The organism is Terrimonas ferruginea DSM 30193 (assembly GCF_000425585.1).
In the GTDB taxonomy this organism is placed as follows: Bacteria; Bacteroidota; Bacteroidia; order Chitinophagales; family Chitinophagaceae; genus Terrimonas; species Terrimonas ferruginea.
The window spans coordinates 304,745-323,725 of record NZ_AUDS01000009.1; the positions used below are offsets into that span (position 1 = coordinate 304,745).

The following is an 18,981-nucleotide window of genomic DNA, read 5'->3' on the forward strand; positions in this document are numbered from 1 at the left end:
GGTCTCTTCCGCTCCCGGAATCGCATATACGGCCCACTGCGGGGGAAAACCGCAATGCCCTTCATCCCGGCCTTAAATTTGCTGTTTGCGTAATCAAACTTAGTTATGCGTAAATCCGGTTTCCTGGTGTTCGGGCTTCTTTTGCTTGGACATTTTGCTGACGCCCAGCGTTTTCACCTGGGATTATTTGGTGGAGCAGCGGCCTACAACGGCGATCTGACGGAGAAGATTTTTCCCCGGAAAACAACCAACGGCGCTGTCGGGCTTACCGGCAACTACGAATTGACCGATAAACTGATGCTCAGAGCAGGGTTTACCTACGCAGTAGTCGGCGGTGCGGATCGCTTCAGTTCCAAACCCGACCTCGTTGCCCGTAACCTGTCTTTTGAAACGTCCCTGGCTGAATTCAGCCTTGTTGGAGAGTATTATCTCTTCAATCTGAACGAAAACCGTTTTTCGCCTTATGTGTTTGCGGGGCTTGGCGTTTTTCGTTTCAATCCTTACGCTTATACAACCTCCGGGGAAAAAGTATACCTCAAACCGCTCAGCACGGAAGGACAGGGCCTTGAAGGCTATCCCGACAGAAAACCGTACAGTCTTACCCAACTCAATATACCGTTCGGTGGTGGCGTTAAATATGCCATTACAGAGAATCTTCGTGTGGGGCTGGAACTGAACATGCGCAAGCTGTTCACCGATTATCTCGATGACGTGAGCAAGAATTACATTGACGCCACCGACCTGCTGACAGCTCGCGGCCAACTGGCCGTGGATATGTCGTACCGCGGCGATGAACTGCCCGGCGGCAACCCTGATTATCCCGCCAAAGACCTTCAGCGCGGAAGCCCCAAAAGCAATGACTGGTATTATACGATGGGCCTGCACCTGACTTATCGTTTTGGTAACGGAGGTGGCGGTGGCCGCAGAAGCCGTTATGGCTGTCCGACTGTACCGCTTTGAGAAGGTTTAAAGCGTAAGGTGTAAGGTTTAACAGCCTTAAGTAGTCCTTTGCTTGAAATTGACGCTGGTTGGTGAACGACACCACAACTGTTCGGGACGTTTATGCCCAGGAGCTTCTTTTCATTTTTAAACGTAAAGGCGGCGTGAGGTATAAGCTAGCGCCCTTGTTGGTCTCCCGACCAAGAAGGCGTCGGGAGACCAACAAGGGCGTGATGTCGGATTGACAGGGTTTAACATCTCGCTGGTTCCTGTCGACACCTCACGATTGACGAGTGCTCTTGGTTAGGCCGATACTTCGGCCTCAAGGGAAATATCGGGAACTCTCAGGTTGCCTCAACCCGCATTCCCCGCAATTCTCAAAATTATCAAATCCCGAAGCCTCGGGATCAAATTATCTCCACGTACCTTTGCGTCTATTATGGCATACAAAGATCAGCAGGCTTTTATCGACGCACTTGAACAGGCAGGAGAATTGATACGCATCAAAACTTATGTTGATCCGAAGCTCGAGATCGCAGAAATAACCGATCGCGTGAGCAAGGAACCAGGTGGAGGAAAAGCACTGTTATTCGAAAATACCGGCTACGATTTTCCCGTGCTGATGAACGCATACGGCAGCGACAAACGGATGTGCATGGCACTTGGTGTCAATCATCTTGATGACGTAGCCGCTGATATTGAAGGACTTTTCAAATTACTGGCTTCTCCCAAGGAAAGTATTCTTGATAAACTGAGACTGCTTCCCAAACTCGGGCAATTTGCCTCCTGGATGCCCAAAGTAATAAAAGGCAGAGGCGCCTGCCAGGAAGTAGTAATGGAGCAACCCGATATCACCAAACTTCCGGTGATCACCTGCTGGCCCAAAGACGGCGGCCCGTTTGTTACGCTGCCCGTGATCCATACCCGCGATCCGCTGACCAAAACGCGCAACGTAGGTATGTACCGGATGCAGGTGTTTGGCCCGACGCTTACCGGTATGCACTGGCATAAGCACAAGGTGTCGGCACGCCATTTCGCCGAATACAAAAAACTCAACAAACGCATGCCTGTAGCTGTGGCATTGGGCGGAGACCCTGCTTATGCTTATTCCGCTACTGCACCGTTGCCCGACAACGTTGATGAATACATGCTCGCCGGTTTTCTCCGTAAAAAGAAAGTAGAACTGGTAAAATGTATCAGTCAGCCCGATATCGAAGTGCCTGCCGATGCCGACTTCGTGATTGAAGGATACGTTGATCCCAATGATGAACTCATCTGGGAAGGACCTTTTGGCGACCATACCGGTTATTATTCACTGCCTGACTGGTATCCTCGTTTTCACATCACCGCCATTACACATAAAAAAAATCCGGTGTATCCTGCTACCATCGTTGGCATTCCTCCACAGGAAGATGCCTGGCTGGGTAAGGCTACAGAGCGCATTTTCCTGGCACCGATAAAAATGACGATGATTCCCGAGATCACAGACATGGATATGCCGGTTGAAGGTGTCTTCCATAACCTCGTGATCGCGCAGATTCAGAAAGATTATGCAGGGCAGGGACAGAAAGTGATGAATGCCATGTGGGGCGCCGGACAGATGATGTTCAATAAAATATTGGTGATCGCCGACAAGGGCGTTTCCATTACCAATTATGGCGAACTCGCACGGTATGTATTCCGCAACCTCGATCCATCCATGGATGTTTATTTTTCACAAGGTCCGATGGATGTACTCGACCATAGCTGCAGCAAACTGGGCTTCGGCGGTAAAATGTGCATCGATGGCACAAAGAAAACAACCGAAGAAATCAACGATCATGTTGCACCATCGCCGGATAAAATAACCATAGACGGAGCGCAATGGCTCGAAACGTTTAAGGAAATAAAATCGGTCAATACTTCACTGCTGGCACAGGATATTCCCTGCCTGATTGTAGGGATAAAAAAAGAACGCCGCGGGCATGTGCGCGAACTGCATGCCCAACTTGCCGGTCTTCCTGAAACGGAAGGGGTGAAGATGATTCTCTATGTAGAACATACCGTCAATGCAAATGATCTCGCTACTTCACTGTGGAGATTTTGCAATAACCTCGATCCCCGGCGTGATAGCGTGGTGCACGAACGTCCATCAACCCGCGTGCCGGGGAAAACCGTGGCCTGTATGGGATTGGACGGCACGTTGAAAACAAAAGAACTCGACGATTTCCAGCGCGACTGGCCCAATATCATCGTAGCAGATGAAGCAACGATTAAAGCGGTTGATGCGAAGTGGGATCAGTTGAATATCGGGCCATTCATTGCTTCGCCATCACTGAAATACAAAGATCAGCAGTATGGTCTCGAAGCAGTGGCCAATGCTTAATCAGCTTATATGACGGATCAATCCGCAACGATCAATATTCTCATGACGGGTGGCGGCGCTCCCGGTGCCGCCGGTATTTTGCATTGCCTGAAACAATGCCCCGCATTCAGGATATGGACAGCAGATGCATCGCCTGATGCCGTATCGCGGCATTTGCACGACCGGTTCGAATTGATTCCCGTAGCAGCGGATACGGATTATATCCCGCAAATGCTTTCGCTTTGCCACGCCAGAAATATCCAGGTAGTCATGCCGCTCGTAACACGGGAGCTGATGACGCTCGCTGGTTTTGCCGATCTCTTCAAAATGCATGGAACAGAAATATTGGTATCGCCGGTAAACTCGTTGGAACTGGCCAATGATAAAGGAAATTTATACCGCGCTTTACAAATGCACGGATTGCCCGTGCCAGCCTTCCGCATCGTGCATACCATAGAAGAGTTTGATAATGCCGTTAACGAATTGGGTTATCCCGCGCGTCCGGTTTGCTTTAAACCATGCCAGGGAAATGGCAGCCGTGGTTTTCGCGTACTCGATGCATCGCTCGACGAGGCCGACTGGTTGTTCCATCAAAAACCTTCAGGCATTCACATCACTTTGTCCGAAGCGCAACGCCTGCTGCAATTAAAACCGTTTCCACCACTACTGGTGGCCGAGTTTCTTCCGGGCGAAGAATATTCAGTGGATTGCCTCGCGAACCACGGCGAAACCGTTATTGCCATACCTCGTTTGCGCAGCAAAATGATCAACGGCATCAGTGTCAGTGGCACGTTTATGCAGGACGAAGAAATAATCAACTATTGCACCGCCATTATCCGGATGCTTGGGCTGCATGGCAATATTGGCATACAGGTAAGGCGTTCGGTCAACGGGCAGCCTTTGTTACTGGAAGTGAATCCCCGTGTACAGGGAACGATTGTTGCGGCATTGGGTGCGGGCGTAAACCTGCCGGTACTGGCAGTAAAGCAGGCACTGGGTTGGCCTGTCGCGACGGATGAGCTAAAAGTGAAATGGGGAACACATTTCATGCGTTACTGGCAGGAAGTGTTTTATTAACAACCCATCCTTTATTTTTTAAGTAAATTGTTATCCTAAATAATCATGATGAGAAAATTAAGCGCCAGCTTCCTGTTGAGTTTTGCCACCTTATTGGGCTGTGCACAACCCGATATCAAGAAAGCTGATTCTGACAATACCCTGCTCTGGCGTATCAGCGGTAAGGATCTGAAACAGCCATCTTACATCTTCGGCACTATTCACCTGTTGTGCAAAGACGATGCGGGCATCAGCGGTAATATGGAAAAACTGATCGGTCGCGTAGATGAGGTTTATTTTGAAGTGGACCTCGACAATATGCTCGAAATGATGCAGTCCATGAAGCAGATGAAGATGAAAGGCGATACTACGTTAAAAGATCTGTTGAGTGAAGCCGACTACCTGATAGTAAAAGAATACTTCGATAAAAAAGGAGGGATGCTTCCGTTCTCCATGCTGGAAGGGTATAAGCCGATGCTGGCGGCTTCCGTGATCAGCGAATCATCCCTGCCCTGCGGCAAAACGGCAATGATGGAACAGATTCTCATGGAAAAAGCCAAGGGAAAGAAAAAAACGATCCAGGGACTGGAATCGATGTCTTATCAGTTAAGCATTCTCGACCAGATTCCTTATAAACAACAGGCCGAACAACTGGTGGCCTATATCAAAAAAGTAGAAGCCGGAGACGGAGATAACAAGGAACTAGACGAACTGATGTCGGCCTACCGCGAGCAGGATTTGAAAAAACTTGAACAGTTGATGTTGAAATCGGAAGTGGGGCTTACCGAGTTCACTGAAATATTGTTATTCAAACGCAACCGCAACTGGGTGGAAAAACTGAAAACGTTGCTGCCCGGTAAAACATTACTGATAGCCGTAGGTGCGGGCCACCTGCCTGGAGCCGAAGGAGTGATCAACCTGCTTCGTAAAGCCGGCTATACCGTAGAGCCGCTGGACAATACTGTGGTGGCCGGAACGACGATTTGAGGAAATGTGGAAATGTGCCCGCCTGGCGGGAGGTGTAAAATAGTGAATAGTGAATAGTCAATAGTGAATAGTCAATAGTGAATAGTGAATGGCTGGTTTACTTAATACTTATAACTTAAAACTAAAAAAGCGCCTTTAGAGGCGCTTTTACTATCATAAGAAATGAGATCTTAGAACTGCTCCAGACCGCTGAAGAAGAAGTCGCCTTCGATCTTCGCGTTCTCGTCGCTGTCGCTTCCGTGAACGGCATTCTCACCAAGAGAAGTTGCATACAATTTGCGGATCGTGCCTTCGGCCGCCTGCGCAGGATTGGTAGCACCGATCAGCTCGCGGAAACCGGCAACTGCATTGTCTTTTTCCAGGATTGCTGCGTAAATCGGACCGCTGCTCATGAACTCTACCAACTCTCCGTAGAAAGGACGCTCTTTGTGAACGGCGTAGAACTCACCTGCTTTTTCAGCAGACAGTTTGGTCAGTTTCAACGCTACAATGCGGAAACCTTCTTTGATAAAGCGATCGATAATTGCGCCGCTATGCCCGTTTTTTACGGCGTCGGGCTTGATCATGGTAAATGTGCGGTTGCTCATTTTTTGTTTGTTTTTGGGCCGCAAAGGTAGGATAAGTTTACCGTACACGTCCAGCCCGCCACCGATTATTTTCCCGGCACCGCACGAGGCCCCGTACGCAATGGCCCAAACACCTTATCTTCGCAACCGTTTTATGAAGCCTGTTTCAGAAATATATGGCCAACTGGCCGGCCCCGCCCGCAAAGTAGTGATTACGATGCACCAGAAACCTGACGCCGATGCCATGGGCTCGTCGCTGGGACTGGCTAATTTCCTCATTCAGTTCGGACACCAGGTGACCGTCATTTCGCCCACCAATTGGGCGCGCTGGCTCAATTGGATGCCCGGCTGCGATGCTGTGCTCAACTACGAAGCGGAAAAAGAAAAGGCTTCGGCCGCACTCGATGAAGCAGAATGGCTGTTCTGCCTCGATTTCAACATTTTCTACCGCACCAAAACCATGGCCGATCACCTCAAAGCCATGAACTGCGTAAAGGTGCTCATCGATCACCACCAGGAGCCCGACGCCCCGTCATTCGATTACGGTGTCAGCGACACGCGCAAGAGCTCTACCTGCGAAATGGTGTTCGACCTGATCACGGCTTCAGGCCATGGCGACAAGATCACCCTGCAGGTGGCCGAATGCCTCTATGCCGGCGTGGTGACGGATACCGGTTCCTTCCGCTTCGCTTCTGTTACTGAAGGCGTTCACAGAATGGTGGCCGATCTTAAAGCCAAAGGCCTTGATCACGCCACGGTGCACGACAACCTGTTCAATAATTTCCTGGAAAACCGCCTGCGCTTTATCGGTCATGTACTGCTGCACCGCATGGAGATTTTCTACGAATTCAATACGGCACTCATCGCTATTACCAAAGCAGACCTCCTGCGTTACCAGGTAAAAACAGGCGATACGGACGGGCTCGTTAATTTTCCGCAATCCATCCAGGGTATTAAACTCGTGGCGCTGGTGATCGATCGCGATGAGGAACGCAAATGGAGTTTCCGCAGCAAAGGCGACTTTGATTGCAACACATTCGCCCGTAAATATTTCAATGGCGGTGGGCATTACAATGCTGCCGGCGGACACTCCAAAGAGTCACTGAATGATACGGTTGGCCGCTTCAAAGAAGTAATGAGAGAGAACTACGATCTTTTGCAATAAATCAATTCTAAAAAAACAAATATGAAACGCTTAAAGGGTTTATCCTTTGTGCTCGCTGCAGCGGTTTTATTCGCTGCCTGTAATTCGGTCAGCTATAAAAAGACCAAGAGCGGTCTGCTCTACAAAATTTTCCCGTCTTCCGGTAAAGATTCAACGATCCGTTCCGGTAACGTGGTAAAATTTAATGTGCTCACCAAATACAATGATTCGGTGATGTACAACAGCATTGGTAAAATGCCCGGTTTCATTAAATATGCCGAAGATCCTGTCAACAACGAATACAGCATCGCCGAGATCATGCCGCTGCTGAAAAAAGGCGACAGTGCAGTGGTGGTACAATTGATCGATACCCTGATGAAGAAAGGGCTCAGCGAGCAGCTTCCTGCTACGGCTAAAAAAGGTGACCGCATCACGGTGGCTATCCGCATCACGGAAGTGTATACCGACGACAGCCTTGCCCGTAAGGATTATGATGCTGAAATGGCAAAAGATGCTCCCCGCCAGCAGGAAGAGCGCCGCAAGATGATGGAGAAAGCACAGAAAGAACAAGCGGAAGCACAAAAGAAAGCGGACGAAGAACGTCTGAAAGAACTCGCTGAAATCGAAAAGTCAGGTGAAAAAGCACGCCAGATCAAAGAAGTGCAGGACTACATCGCACGCAAAGGCGCAAAAGCTATTCAAACACCCAAAGGAACTTTCGTAACGATCACCAATCCCGGCACAGGCGAACAGATTGCAGACGGAAAAGTAGTGGAGATCAAATACGAAGGACGTACTTTATCGACCGACAGCGTTTTTCAGGCCAGCCAGTTTGCCATGCAGGTAGGTTCACAAGGCGCCATCGCCGGTATGGATGACGGTATCCGTTTATTCAAACAAGGCGGTAAAGGCACTATTTATATTCCCGGTTACCTGGCGTATGGAAAAAATCCTCCTCCGGGTTCTCCGTTCAAGCCCTGGGATGCGCTGATCTTCGATATCGAAGTGATCACCGTAAGAGCCGGCGATACACCTCCTCAGCAATAATTATCCACGGCTGTGAACAAATTGTTTTGGACGAAATCGATCTGACAAAACAAGAAAACCACATCTTTGTAACCGTCCCGATATACTGGGACGGTTTTTTATTTTCCTACCCTGCGAATTGAATTGGCCCCGTTTTTAGTCCAACATCCAATTTACCCTTGCGAAGACTAACCGCCACCTTATCACCACCAAAAACACCACAAAATCCTGTAGCTAACGAATGCTCCATTTCTATTGAAAAACCACGCCTGTTAAGGCAAGTCTGATTACAAAGTCTTATTGACTGCGAAGGGGCAATGTAAGTTGCCCCTTTTTTTATGCGTGGTTGTATCGTTCGAGCAACAGCACGCATTCCCGCGCTTCTTTTACATCATGTACACGAAGAACAGCGGCGCCTTTTTGTAAAGCAATTGTGTTGAGGACAGTTGTGCCATTCACGGCTTCTTCCGCGGTTATGCCAAGCGTTTTGTAAATGGTTGATTTGCGTGAAAGTCCCGCCAGTAAAGGCATCCCCATAGATGCAAAGACTTCCAGCTTGCGCAGCAGCTGAAAATTATGATCGATCGTTTTGCCAAAGCCAAAGCCCGGATCGATTAAGATATCATGCACGCCTGCTTCGCGCAACTCCACAATTTTCTGCGCCAGAAAATCAAACACCTCGGTCACCACATTGCCGTATTGCGGTGCCTGCTGCATGTCGCCCGGCGTTCCCTGCATGTGCATTAACACATAAGGCACCTGCAATTCCGCGACGGTTTTAATCAATGCTTCATCCATTGAACCCGCGCTGATATCATTCACGATTGAAGCACCTGCTTCCACTGCACGCCGCGCTACCAGCGCGTGAAAGGTATCGATGGAAATAACAATCTCCGGAAACCGTCTGCTGATCGCTTCGATCGATGGCAACACGCGGGAAAGTTCTTCCTCCGCGCCAAGCCAGCGGCTTCCCGGGCGCGTGCTTTGCCCACCGATGTCGAGTATCGCGGCGCCGGACTTTATCATTTGCTCCGCTGTCCGCAATACTTCATCCGTTTCCGCGTGCCGGCTTCCCTGATAAAACGAATCCGGCGTGGTATTGATGATGCCCATGATCAGCGGCCTGTCAAATGCCAGTAATCTTCCTTTGCAGTTGAGGGTAAACATCGGGATTTGTTTGTTATTTTTGAACGAAGATAACTTTTCGGGAATTGCGGACCTCCGTTTCTCCCACATCATCGCCCGAAGGGCTTTTTAACGAACATGACAATCACGAATCAGCAATACGAAGCGGTCGTTCACGAATGCAGGGATCTGTTTCTGAAGAAAAACAAAGACTACGGCACGGCCTGGCGGGTGCTCCGTACCATCTCCATCGTTGACCAGATCTATATCAAAGCGCAGCGCATCCGCACCTTGCAGGAAAAAACAGAACAACGCATCGGCGATGATATACCCGGCGAATTCCGCGGCATCATCAATTATGCAGTGATCGGGCTTATCCAATTGCAACTGACAGACAACGATCCCGAAGACCTCGATGCGGACACGGTTGCTGCGCTCTATGAACAAAAGGTAGCAGACACGCAACAACTGATGAACGACAAAAATCATGACTATGGTGAAGCCTGGCGACAGATGAGCCAGGAAAGTTTTGTAGACCTGATATTGATGAAACTGCATCGTATGCGACAGATATTGTCCAACAAAGGCCAGACACTGGTCAGTGAAGGACTGGATGCCAATTACCAGGATATTCTCAACTACGCGGTGTTTGCCCTGATCCTGCAGGGAGAGAACTAAAGACCGGCCGCATAAAAACTTCGATGATGAAATTGACGACGAATCTTGTAAGGATCATTGTAGGGGTGCTGTTTATTTTCTCCGGATTGGTAAAAGCCAACGACCCGCTGGGGCTGAGCTATAAGATGCAGGAGTTTTTCGAAGTATGGGGCGTGTCAAGGCTGGATCCCACCACATTAGCTTCCTCCGTGATCATGAACGCATTCGAAATCATCGCGGGTTTTGCACTGCTGCTTGGCTGGCGTATCCGCCTGTTTAGCTGGCTGCTGCTTGCATTGATTATTTTCTTTACTTTCCTCACCGGTTATACTTTTATTACGGGCAAACCTACCAATTGCGGCTGCTTCGGGGATTGTCTTCCTATCAGTTCCCGCACCTCTTTCCTGAAAGATGTGGCCTTAACCGTGCTGATCGCATTTATCTGCTGGCAGCGTAAATACATCCAGCCTTTGTTTGCCGCCAAACTCAACAACATCCTGATGGTGCTGGTGATCATCTTCAGTTTCGGTTTCCAATGGTATACTTTGCGCTACCTGCCGGTGGTGGATTGTCTTCCTTATAAAAAAGGCAACAACATCACCGATCTGCGCAAAGTACCGGCCAACGCGATACCTGACAGCTCTGTTATTCTTTTTGTTTATAAAAAAGGAAACGAAGAAGTGCGTTTTACCGCCGAAAACTTCCCGGCCGATTTCAGTGATTCACTATATACTTATGTAGATCGCGAAGACAAACTGATCCGTGCGGGCGTCAACAATCACCCGCCGATCAAGGATTTTGTGCTCAATACGGCAACAGGCGCAGACACAACAGAAGCCATCCTCGCCGAACCACGCGTGGTATTGCTGTTTGTGCAGACCGCCAAAGACGCCGCTTCCGGCTGGCAGAAAAAATTTGAACCTGTTTACAAAGCGGCTGTGCAATCCAATGTACCCGTGCATCTGGTAACAGGAACAAGAGCGGATCTGGAAAGAGCCATTCAGGGAACACCGTTGCAAGGCGCCAGTGTATTGACCTGTGACAACACCGCCATACGCACCGCTGCCCGGACCAATCCCTGCCTGTATGTGGTGGAAAAAGGAACGATCCTCGGAAAATGGGCTGCTCCTAATATGAGCTCGGCCATTCCGTTACTGGAAAAGAAATAAGCTGTTCATTTTAAAAACTGCATTGCTTGGCACGTTACATTCTCCGCAAATTCTTGTACAGCCTGCTCGTTCTGGCAGGCGTGGTATCGCTGGTTTTTTTCCTGTTCCAGGGATTCGGCGATCCCTCCAGGCTGGTGATGGGGCAAAGCGGCGATGCCGCCACCCAGGCCAGCATTCGCAAAGAACTGTATCTCGATCAGCCGCGCTGGAAACAATTTCTTTACTACGTCAATGACGTATCACCCGTCGCTATTCATTCAACAGAAGAAATCAACAGAAAAAAACTCAAAGGTTTTTTTATTGGTGGCGAAACCAAACTCGCTTTCAAAGTGCCTTATCTGCGCACATCCTATCAAAGCAAGCGTGATGTATGGAGTATTCTCATGCAGGCTTTACCCGGTACTTTATTACTGGCCGTAGCGGCCATGTTCATCGCCGTGCTGATCGGCATTCCTTTAGGCGTATTGGCCGCAGTCCGGCAGAATACCTGGTGGGATACTACTGCCATTTTCTCCAGCATCATAGGCATCTCGGCGCCCTCATTTTTCATGGGCATTATCATCGCGTATATTTTCGGATTTGTACTCAGCGACTGGACAGGGTTACATATATCCGGCAACTGGTTTTATATCGATAATGACGGACATAAAAGGCTGAGTTTGCAAAACCTGATACTGCCCGCTATTACTTTAGGTATTCGCCCGCTGGCGATCATCACACAGTTGACCCGAAGTGCCATGCTGGATGTACTCGATCAGGACTATATCCGTACGGCTTATGCAAAAGGTCTGGGGAAAAAAATCGTTATCTGGAAACATGCATTGCGCAATGCGCTCAATCCGGTGATCACAGCCGTAACGGGTTGGTTCGCCGAATTGCTGGCAGGCGCATTTTTTGTGGAATATATTTTTGGCTGGCAAGGTATTGGTAAAGTAACGGTGGATGCGCTGGAAAAACTGGATTATCCCGTAGTAATGGGATCAGTGCTGGTGTCTGCCGCTTTTTTTACGCTGATAAATATCCTGGCCGATATTCTGTACGGTGTGGTTGATCCGCGTGTAAGAGTACGATAAATGCAAGTAATGAACAGGGCAATACAATGTTTCTTCTTCCTCATAGCTTTTTATAGCAGTAACAGACTACATGCGCAGGACACCGTGCTGCCTGCGGCTGTGGATGCTTATGTAGAAAAAAGCGCAGCCCTCTTTCACAATACGCAGATCTATCTGCACACCGACAAAACACAGTATGTTTCCAACGAAAACATCTGGTTTTCGGCTTACCTGCTTCAAACACCTTTTTCGCTCAACGATTATACGACATTGTATGTTTTTCTGTCTCACCGGCAATCGAAGAAAGTGGTGTTGTCGTCACAGTTCGTGATGAGCCAGGGAATGGGGGCAGGGTATCTTTTTATTCCCGATACATTGGAGACCGGCGATTACCAGTTGGTGGCTTATACCAATATGATTACTCAGGAGCAACATCCGGTTGTATTTCGTCAGTTGATACAGTTGCGCAGCAGAAAAACGAGTGCTCACTCGCTTTCATTTGAAAAGGCTGTTGCATGGCCGGCATCAGGCGACAGCTGCCGCCTGATGTTGCGCGTAACGAATGAGCATAACTATTATGCCAAAGGCGCCACTGCCCGTTATACCATTCTTGCAGATGAAAAACCCATTGTCAATGGTTCGGTCCTCATCAACTCTTTCGGCGAATTGCCCATCGCTTTTATGCCTGTGGCCGGCGCCACCCGTTATGAAGTGGAAACTACCATTCAAAAGGATACGCTTGTTTCTTTCAACCGTCAACCCATCAACTGGATGCAGCCGCCTGTAAGGATTCGCTGGTACGCAGAAGGAGGCAACCTGTTGAATGAACAACCTGCCAGGCTGTTGTTCGAAGCCCGCGGAATCGACGGCCGCCCCGTTGCTATTGATGCAACCCTGTTGGCAGACGGACAACCGGCCGGTAAACTCAAAACCGGTACTGATGGTATAGGTGAACTGCGTTTCACACCATTGTCGGGGAGAGAGTATACCGTTTCTGCTGCAGGAAGCCGACCGCTTTTGGCAGATGTTTTTCCGGTGGTGGAGAAAAACGGCTATTCCCTCCAGGTACAGGAAGGGGTGATCAAAGACACTATTCAACTGCGTATTGCCAGCACGGCAGATGCAAAGGTGAAGGTGCTGCTGCACAATTACCGTGATATAGAAGGGTACTGGTCATTGACAGTAACGAATAAAACACTGACGGTAAAAATTCCGCAGAAGGAAATGCCGAAGGGACTTTATACCTTAACGATGTTTGATGCCCAGGACCGGCCGGTGGCGGAACGTACGATATTCGTTGGCTATTATCAGCAACCGCAACTCTCCGTGGTTACGGATTCCAATGCTTATCATCATCGCTCGAAGGTGAAGGTGAAAATCAATGTCAAGAATCCGGATGGCAAACCACAACAAACCTTGTTTTCCGCGGCCACCGTACAGCTCAGACGCGTTCAGCCGGCTTACTTCCAGGATATCGTTCCTTTTAATTATTTCCAGGGTTATATCAATGCCGGCATCATTTCTACCCGGCTTCCGGCCGAGTTAGGGGATGCTGCCACACTTGAGAAATTTTTACTCACGCGTTGCTGGACGCGCTATAATTTACCGGAACCAGCTATGGCTTTACGGAATATGGCGCAGGGAAAACAACTCGGTCTTTCCGGCGTTGTGGAACCGCTTGTTAAAAGAGCGACGTTGCCGGTAGAACTTTCAGTGATCACCGACAACGGATTGTTTTTTGTGAGCACAGATGATAAAGGAAAATTTGTGGTGCCGGATGAGATGACCATTCTGGAACCCGACCGCAGGATGGGACTGGTGGTCAACGGCAAGCGGAATGAAGAATACAAAATCATCCTGCATCACGAGGTGGATTCGCTCGATAAGAATGCAGCACGATTACCTTACACAACGCCCTTTATTCCCGGCGCAGGAGCGATAGATCCGGGCCCCGAACCATTGGGACAAGGCAAAACACTGACAAATGTGATTGTGAAAAGCAGACCGGATATCGGCGTATACCATGGCAAAGACGGCTGTAATGATTACGTGTGCATGTACAACGTGCTCAATTGTACCAATCACCCCTATGGAGGTTCGGTACCGGTGAATGGCGGCTCTTATTACCTCAATAACGGCTCAAGCGTTACTTATGTATGCAAAAGTGCAAAGCAGGAAAATCAGTTTCTGCTCAAGATCGCAGGCCGTTATTATTCCAAACTTTTTTACGTGGCGGATTACGCACAGTTCAGTCCACCCGAGCCGGAAGTATTGAGCACCATTTATTGGTCCCCGCAATTGATCACAAATGAAAAGGGTGAGGCTGAGCTTAGTTTCTATACAAATGACCTGCCCGGTTCATTTACGGTAATAATAGAAGGGGTGAGTCCTGCCGGAGTGGTGAGTGGAAAAGCGGTGTTCAATGTTGGTAAGGAAAAATAAAGGATCATTGGATGATCACTTCGGTGACCATTTTCCGTCCCATCACTTCATTTACACGGCGGATGATATTTTCCCGCTGATAAAGTAATTCCTGCTTGAGCGGCGCCACAGAGGTGGTAATGATGAGTTTTCCTCCGAATAACTGCAATTTCTCTGTATACCGGGCGACGGTTTTTCCCATGATTTCCTCCCATACGTCGTGTATCTGCATAGCCTGGATATCACCCTTGAGGGGGCTTTTATTCAGGAACAGTTGCATGGCGTCGCCGATAGAGAATTCACCCATGGATAAAAATTGTTTTACAAAAGTACGAAATCGGCCCGGGAGGCCCGAGACAGATATTTAGGTTTTTTGAAGCGAAAGAATGCGTTATTTTGCAACTATATAATAATCACCGTATGGCCGACGCTATCATTGATCTGCAGCACGTAAATATTTATCAGGGCGACAATCTGATCTTACAGGACGTTAATCTCCGCGTAAATGCGGGAGAATTCGTTTATCTCGTAGGTAAAACAGGTTCGGGTAAGTCGAGTTTGCTCAAAACCCTGTACGGTGAACTGCTGCTGAAGGAAGGCGAAGGTACGGTGGCCGGATTTTCGCTCCGCCAGCTCGATTGGAAAAAAGTTCCTTTTCTGCGCCGTAAAATGGGCGTGGTGTTCCAGGATTTCCAATTGCTCACAGACCGGAATGTAAACGATAACCTGAAGTTTGTGCTTCGCGCCACCGGCTGGACCGACGATAAACTGATGGATGAAAAAATTGCCGACGTACTGGATAAGGTCGGACTGAAGGCCAAAGGTTTCAAAATGCCTTTTGAACTCAGCGGCGGTGAGCAACAGCGTATCGATATCGCACGTGCATTGCTCAATTCACCCAAACTCATTCTCGCAGACGAACCGACAGGTAACCTCGATCCGGAAACCTCCGACGAGATCATGAACCTGTTGTTCCATATCTCACGCGATTTCAATACGGCCGTAGTAATGGCAACGCATGACTATATTGTTGTGCAGAAATTTCCGGCACGCATGATCCGCACCGAACGTGGCCGCGTGATAGACAATGCTACCATAGCCATTGAATAAGCGATTGGGCATTCTGATCGTTGTCGTAGGTATGGGCAAGCAACGATTTGCGCAAACGGATTTCTTCCTCTGAAAAAGGCTGGTGATAGAGCTGTGCAATGATGGCGGCAAAGGCATTGGCATTGGAGCCGATATGACAAGCCGGTTCGAGCCCCGTTCCTTCCACCATCGGTGCATTCACCACGCAATGGCGTCCCTGGAACAATGCATGCAATAATTTGAGACGGATACCTGTAATGTTTTTATTGAAACTGGGAAGCACATGAATATGGGCCTTCCTGACCAGGTCATTCATTTCCGTTTCCGTCGGATTGGAAACAAGACAGGTATGCTGACAGAGATGCGCAGCTTTTTGTAAACGTTTCGAAGGTTTTTTGCCGGCAATGACCAGCGGTACACGGATCTTGGTAAACACACGGCACAACAACCACAAGGCGGCCTCCTCATTTTCCGGAACGGAAAGATTGCCGTGGTAAAGGCAAAGATTACCAATTCCTTCTTCACCGGTTACTTCCTGCCAGCTTGGAAATGCGGGAATAAACCGCACATTCGGCAAGTCATATTTTTGCTGAAGAATAGCTTTGTCCGACTCCGTGATGCAGGCATAAAGTGCCTCATGCGGCAAGCCCTTTGAATATTTTTTCAGCAAATGACTTTCATGGCTGAAATACATTTTCTTCAACGGGTTGAAAGACGAACGCGCGAGTTCCTTGTAATAAAGACTTTCTTCATTATGTACCCGCACGACCACTTTTCGCACCGACAGGTCCAGGAACGGGAGAATGCCGGTGCAATGAATGCCTTCTATTAAAATCGGATGCTGATCCTGTTGAAGATTGTCGATCAGTTTATCGTTGACACGCGAACCGACAATAAAGGGTTGTGAAAAAGAGAAACCTTCTTTCAAAGACTTGCGGTCGTACACACTGATGGATTCGCAGAATTGGTTCAGCTCATTCGGGGTGCCGCGGTCATTGTAGCAGAAATAATGCAGATGAATACCGATTCCCTGTTTATGAAAGGCTTTGATCCGGTTGAACATATCAATCGCCCCGCCATAATCGGCAGGAAACGGCACGTCCAGGCACACAATATGTAGGTAACGTTTCAACGTGGTCAACTCAATGTTTCGTAAAAGGTTAGCAATTTTTTCGACTCCTGTTCCCAGTTTAACACTTCTCTGGCTTTCAGGCAGTTGTCTTTCAGCTTAGTATATAAAACAACGTCTTCCTGTAAATTGTTCAGGGCGGCCGCAATCGTATCTGTTTTCAGGTCGGTAATCAGCACCGCTATTTCATATTCATCATTGATGCGGCGGTATTCGGGAAAATCCATTGTCACCTGCGGCAAACCCGCCTGGATGTAGTCAAAAAATTTATTGGGAAGTGCGTAATACTGATTCAGGCCCTCGTTTTCGGCAATACCGATGCCGATTGTTGCCTGCCGGGTGATTTCCCATAGTTGATCGGGCGGCAACATGCCGAGCAAGGTTACTTTTTCTTCCACACCATGCTCTGTGACCAGTTTTTTTAGCTGCGGCATAAAATTACCATCACCACAAACCACCAGGGGCAGGCGAATATGTTTCAACGCCGGGATCAGGTACTCAAATCCGCGGGCTTCATTGACGGCACCGGAATAAAGCAGGAAAGGCGAGGAGGGAAGTTGTGTAGCAGCTAATATACGTTTCACCGGCACATTTCTTATTACATCATATTGCACGCCGTATCGGCGCTGAAATTCTTCGGCAATACTTTGACATACCGTATAACCATTTTTGAATTGCGATACTGCCCAGCGTTCAATCTTCGTCCACATTTTATGAACGCGGGGTCGTGTTACCACTTCCTTCAACTCCGTAAACAATTCATGTGCATCATATACGCGTCGAGCGCGTTTTATTTTCGATATCAGCAAACAGGGAACGATGGTATCGAGGTCGATGGCGCAGATGATATGCATGCGCCGGAACAGTAAAAAGAAGAAGAGACGAAGATTGTATTCTGCGTAAAACGCTTTGCCGCGCTTAAAAAAGCAGGGCAGTCTTTTCTGGGCGAATGACCGTTCTTTTAAAGGAAGTGATGTGGGCAAGTTGCGGCCCACCAGCGTTACCTCGTACCCATGCGATGCAAGCGCCGAACAGATGCGGTGCATGCGCTGGTCAAAGCTGAGGTCATTCGTAACGGTGAAATAGATTTTTTTCAACGTAAAATGGTGGTCAACGTAAAGAAAGGGATTTATATATTGTCTCGATGGCACTGACGGTACGTATACCATCTTTTGCATTGGCAAATGGATGTTCTCCGTCGGCAAGCGCTTTTACCAGGTTGAGATAAACATGATCATGATTGCTCATCGAACCCTGGTAAGCGCCGTAATCATTCGGGCCGCCGCTTTCAGCAATATCAAGTGATCCTTGTTCCAATAGCTGATATTCCACGCGATTCATGTATTCGCCTCCGATGCGCACGCTGCCTTTTGTGCCCAATAGACTCAGCGATACTTCCATGTTTTTGCGAAAGCTGTTCACCGACCAGGTGATGCCGCCCCATACACCTTTGGAAAGTTGTACGGCGGCAATGCCTTCGTCTTCAAATTCTATTTCTTCCTGGTGACAGTGGTTGCGGCGGTATCCGCTTGCAGCGGTAAGTTCATCGTCGGTGAGCCAGAGCAGGGCGTCGATATAGTGACTGAATTGTGTAAACAAAGTGCCCCCGTCCATATCGAGCCGGCCTTTCCAACTGTTGGCATAATAAGCGGCGGGGCGGTTCCAAAGGCAGGTAAGCTGAAAACTCAGCAGTTCGCCCAGGGAACCGTTGCGGATCAGTTCTTTTAAGGCGGCCAGTGCGGGATTGTACCTCGTCGATTTTACAACAAATAATTTCCTGCCGGCCGCGATCGCCGTTTTTTCCATTTGCAGGGCGTCGGCAGTGGAAATGCTCAGCGGCTTTTCGCAAAGCACATGACATCCGGCCTCCAGTGCAGCAATGGTGTGTGTACTGTGCAATCCATTAGGGGAACAGACCGCGATGACATCGCAGAGTCCGGCCTGCAGCATTTCATCTACAGAAAAAAAAGCCTGCGCATTATAGGGTTGCGCGAGTGCCTGCGCACGCTCCGGAATAATATCACATACGGCCGTCAACCGTCCGTGAAGGACAGCCTGCGCGGCATGCCGGGGAGCGATCTTGCCACAGCCGATTATTCCAAAGCGAAGCGGTTGCTGCATAAAGGGGGCAAAGATAAGCAATAGTGAACCGTCAATCGTCATCCCGAAGCCTCGGGAGTGAATCGGCAATAAAATAATCCCCTGCGCGGCAGGGGATTATTTTCAATAAGGCAATAAGTCAATGGGTGAATGGGGCGTCGGTTCTACAACAACCAT

Annotated in this window: 17 protein-coding genes; 11 read left to right on the forward strand and 6 right to left on the reverse strand. The window is 48.8% G+C overall.

All coding sequences use genetic code 11. The features are described from left to right. Window positions 1-105 precede the first annotated feature (105 nt). The 4 genes from porG (at window position 106) to H608_RS0102820 (ending at window position 5,326) form a co-directional block, all read left to right on the forward strand. Complete coding sequence (gene porG, locus H608_RS21020) at window positions 106-960, forward strand: type IX secretion system protein PorG (protein ID WP_051267967.1); 855 nt, start codon at window positions 106-108, stop codon at window positions 958-960. A 418-nt stretch (window positions 961-1,378) separates the two neighbouring features. Further along, complete coding sequence (locus H608_RS0102810) at window positions 1,379-3,304, forward strand: menaquinone biosynthesis decarboxylase (protein WP_028786342.1); 1,926 nt, start codon at window positions 1,379-1,381, stop codon at window positions 3,302-3,304. Window positions 3,305-3,313: 9 nt separating this feature from the next. Further along, window positions 3,314-4,360 (forward strand): ATP-grasp domain-containing protein, encoded by a 1,047-nt coding sequence (locus H608_RS0102815; protein WP_028786343.1) that lies wholly within the window; start codon window positions 3,314-3,316, stop codon window positions 4,358-4,360. 45 nt (window positions 4,361-4,405) lie between these two features. After that, window positions 4,406-5,326 carry a TraB/GumN family protein gene (locus H608_RS0102820; RefSeq protein ID WP_028786344.1) on the forward strand — a complete coding sequence of 307 codons (921 nt, stop codon included), beginning with the start codon at window positions 4,406-4,408 and terminating at the stop codon, window positions 5,324-5,326. Window positions 5,327-5,496: 170 nt separating this feature from the next. Here H608_RS0102820 and H608_RS0102825 read toward each other — a convergent pair whose 3' ends face one another. After that, on the reverse strand, window positions 5,497-5,913 hold the full coding sequence (locus H608_RS0102825; protein WP_028786345.1) for a nucleoside-diphosphate kinase: 417 nt from the start codon (window positions 5,911-5,913) through the stop codon (window positions 5,497-5,499). Between the two features lie 133 nt (window positions 5,914-6,046). Between H608_RS0102825 and H608_RS0102830 the strand changes: the two genes are divergently transcribed. Beyond that, window positions 6,047-7,057, forward strand: coding sequence for a DHH family phosphoesterase (locus H608_RS0102830; protein ID WP_028786346.1), 1,011 nt, complete (start codon window positions 6,047-6,049; stop codon window positions 7,055-7,057). A gap of 21 nt (window positions 7,058-7,078) precedes the next feature. Then, window positions 7,079-8,083, forward strand: a complete 1,005-nt coding sequence (locus H608_RS21025; protein WP_038006942.1) for an FKBP-type peptidyl-prolyl cis-trans isomerase — start codon at window positions 7,079-7,081, stop codon at window positions 8,081-8,083. Window positions 8,084-8,398: 315 nt separating this feature from the next. On the opposite strand, the gene folP is transcribed toward H608_RS21025, so the two are convergent. Continuing rightward, window positions 8,399-9,229, reverse strand: coding sequence for a dihydropteroate synthase (gene folP / locus H608_RS0102845; protein ID WP_028786347.1), 831 nt, complete (start codon window positions 9,227-9,229; stop codon window positions 8,399-8,401). A gap of 96 nt (window positions 9,230-9,325) precedes the next feature. Between folP and H608_RS0102850 the strand changes: the two genes are divergently transcribed. From H608_RS0102850 to H608_RS0102865, 4 genes are read left to right on the forward strand one after another with little or no spacing between them, the layout of a single operon-like run. After that, window positions 9,326-9,865, forward strand: coding sequence for a DUF1599 domain-containing protein (locus H608_RS0102850; protein ID WP_028786348.1), 540 nt, complete (start codon window positions 9,326-9,328; stop codon window positions 9,863-9,865). Window positions 9,866-9,891: 26 nt separating this feature from the next. Continuing rightward, complete coding sequence (locus H608_RS21030; protein WP_038006846.1) at window positions 9,892-11,013, forward strand: BT_3928 family protein; 1,122 nt, start codon at window positions 9,892-9,894, stop codon at window positions 11,011-11,013. Between the two features lie 26 nt (window positions 11,014-11,039). Further along, a complete protein-coding gene (locus H608_RS0102860; RefSeq protein ID WP_028786349.1) occupies window positions 11,040-12,086 on the forward strand; it encodes an ABC transporter permease in 1,047 nt (348 codons plus the stop codon). Between the two features lie 9 nt (window positions 12,087-12,095). Next, window positions 12,096-14,507: a hypothetical protein gene (locus tag H608_RS0102865; RefSeq protein WP_155990023.1), complete on the forward strand. Its 2,412-nt coding sequence runs from the start codon at window positions 12,096-12,098 to the stop codon at window positions 14,505-14,507. Between the two features lie 4 nt (window positions 14,508-14,511). Here the strand turns inward: H608_RS0102865 and H608_RS0102870 are convergent, their stop codons facing one another. Then, entirely contained in the window at window positions 14,512-14,793 is a 282-nt protein-coding gene (locus tag H608_RS0102870; protein WP_028786351.1) for a DciA family protein, read from the reverse strand. A gap of 113 nt (window positions 14,794-14,906) precedes the next feature. Here H608_RS0102870 and H608_RS0102875 point away from each other — a divergent pair, with 113 nt between their 5' ends. Continuing rightward, window positions 14,907-15,596 (forward strand): cell division ATP-binding protein FtsE, encoded by a 690-nt coding sequence (locus tag H608_RS0102875; protein WP_028786352.1) that lies wholly within the window; start codon window positions 14,907-14,909, stop codon window positions 15,594-15,596. Here H608_RS0102875 and H608_RS0102880 read toward each other — a convergent pair. Genes H608_RS0102880 through H608_RS0102890 form a run of 3 tightly spaced genes read right to left on the reverse strand, consistent with a single transcriptional unit; the run spans window position 15,577 to window position 18,825 of the window. Next, window positions 15,577-16,707, reverse strand: a complete 1,131-nt coding sequence (locus H608_RS0102880; protein WP_028786353.1) for a glycosyltransferase — start codon at window positions 16,705-16,707, stop codon at window positions 15,577-15,579. The genes H608_RS0102875 and H608_RS0102880 overlap by 20 nt on opposite strands. 5 nt (window positions 16,708-16,712) lie before the next feature. Continuing rightward, window positions 16,713-17,801 (reverse strand): glycosyltransferase, encoded by a 1,089-nt coding sequence (locus H608_RS0102885; RefSeq protein WP_245565710.1) that lies wholly within the window; start codon window positions 17,799-17,801, stop codon window positions 16,713-16,715. Between the two features lie 13 nt (window positions 17,802-17,814). Next, entirely contained in the window at window positions 17,815-18,825 is a 1,011-nt protein-coding gene (locus H608_RS0102890) for a Gfo/Idh/MocA family protein (protein ID WP_028786355.1), read from the reverse strand. Window positions 18,826-18,981: the final 156 nt, after the last annotated feature.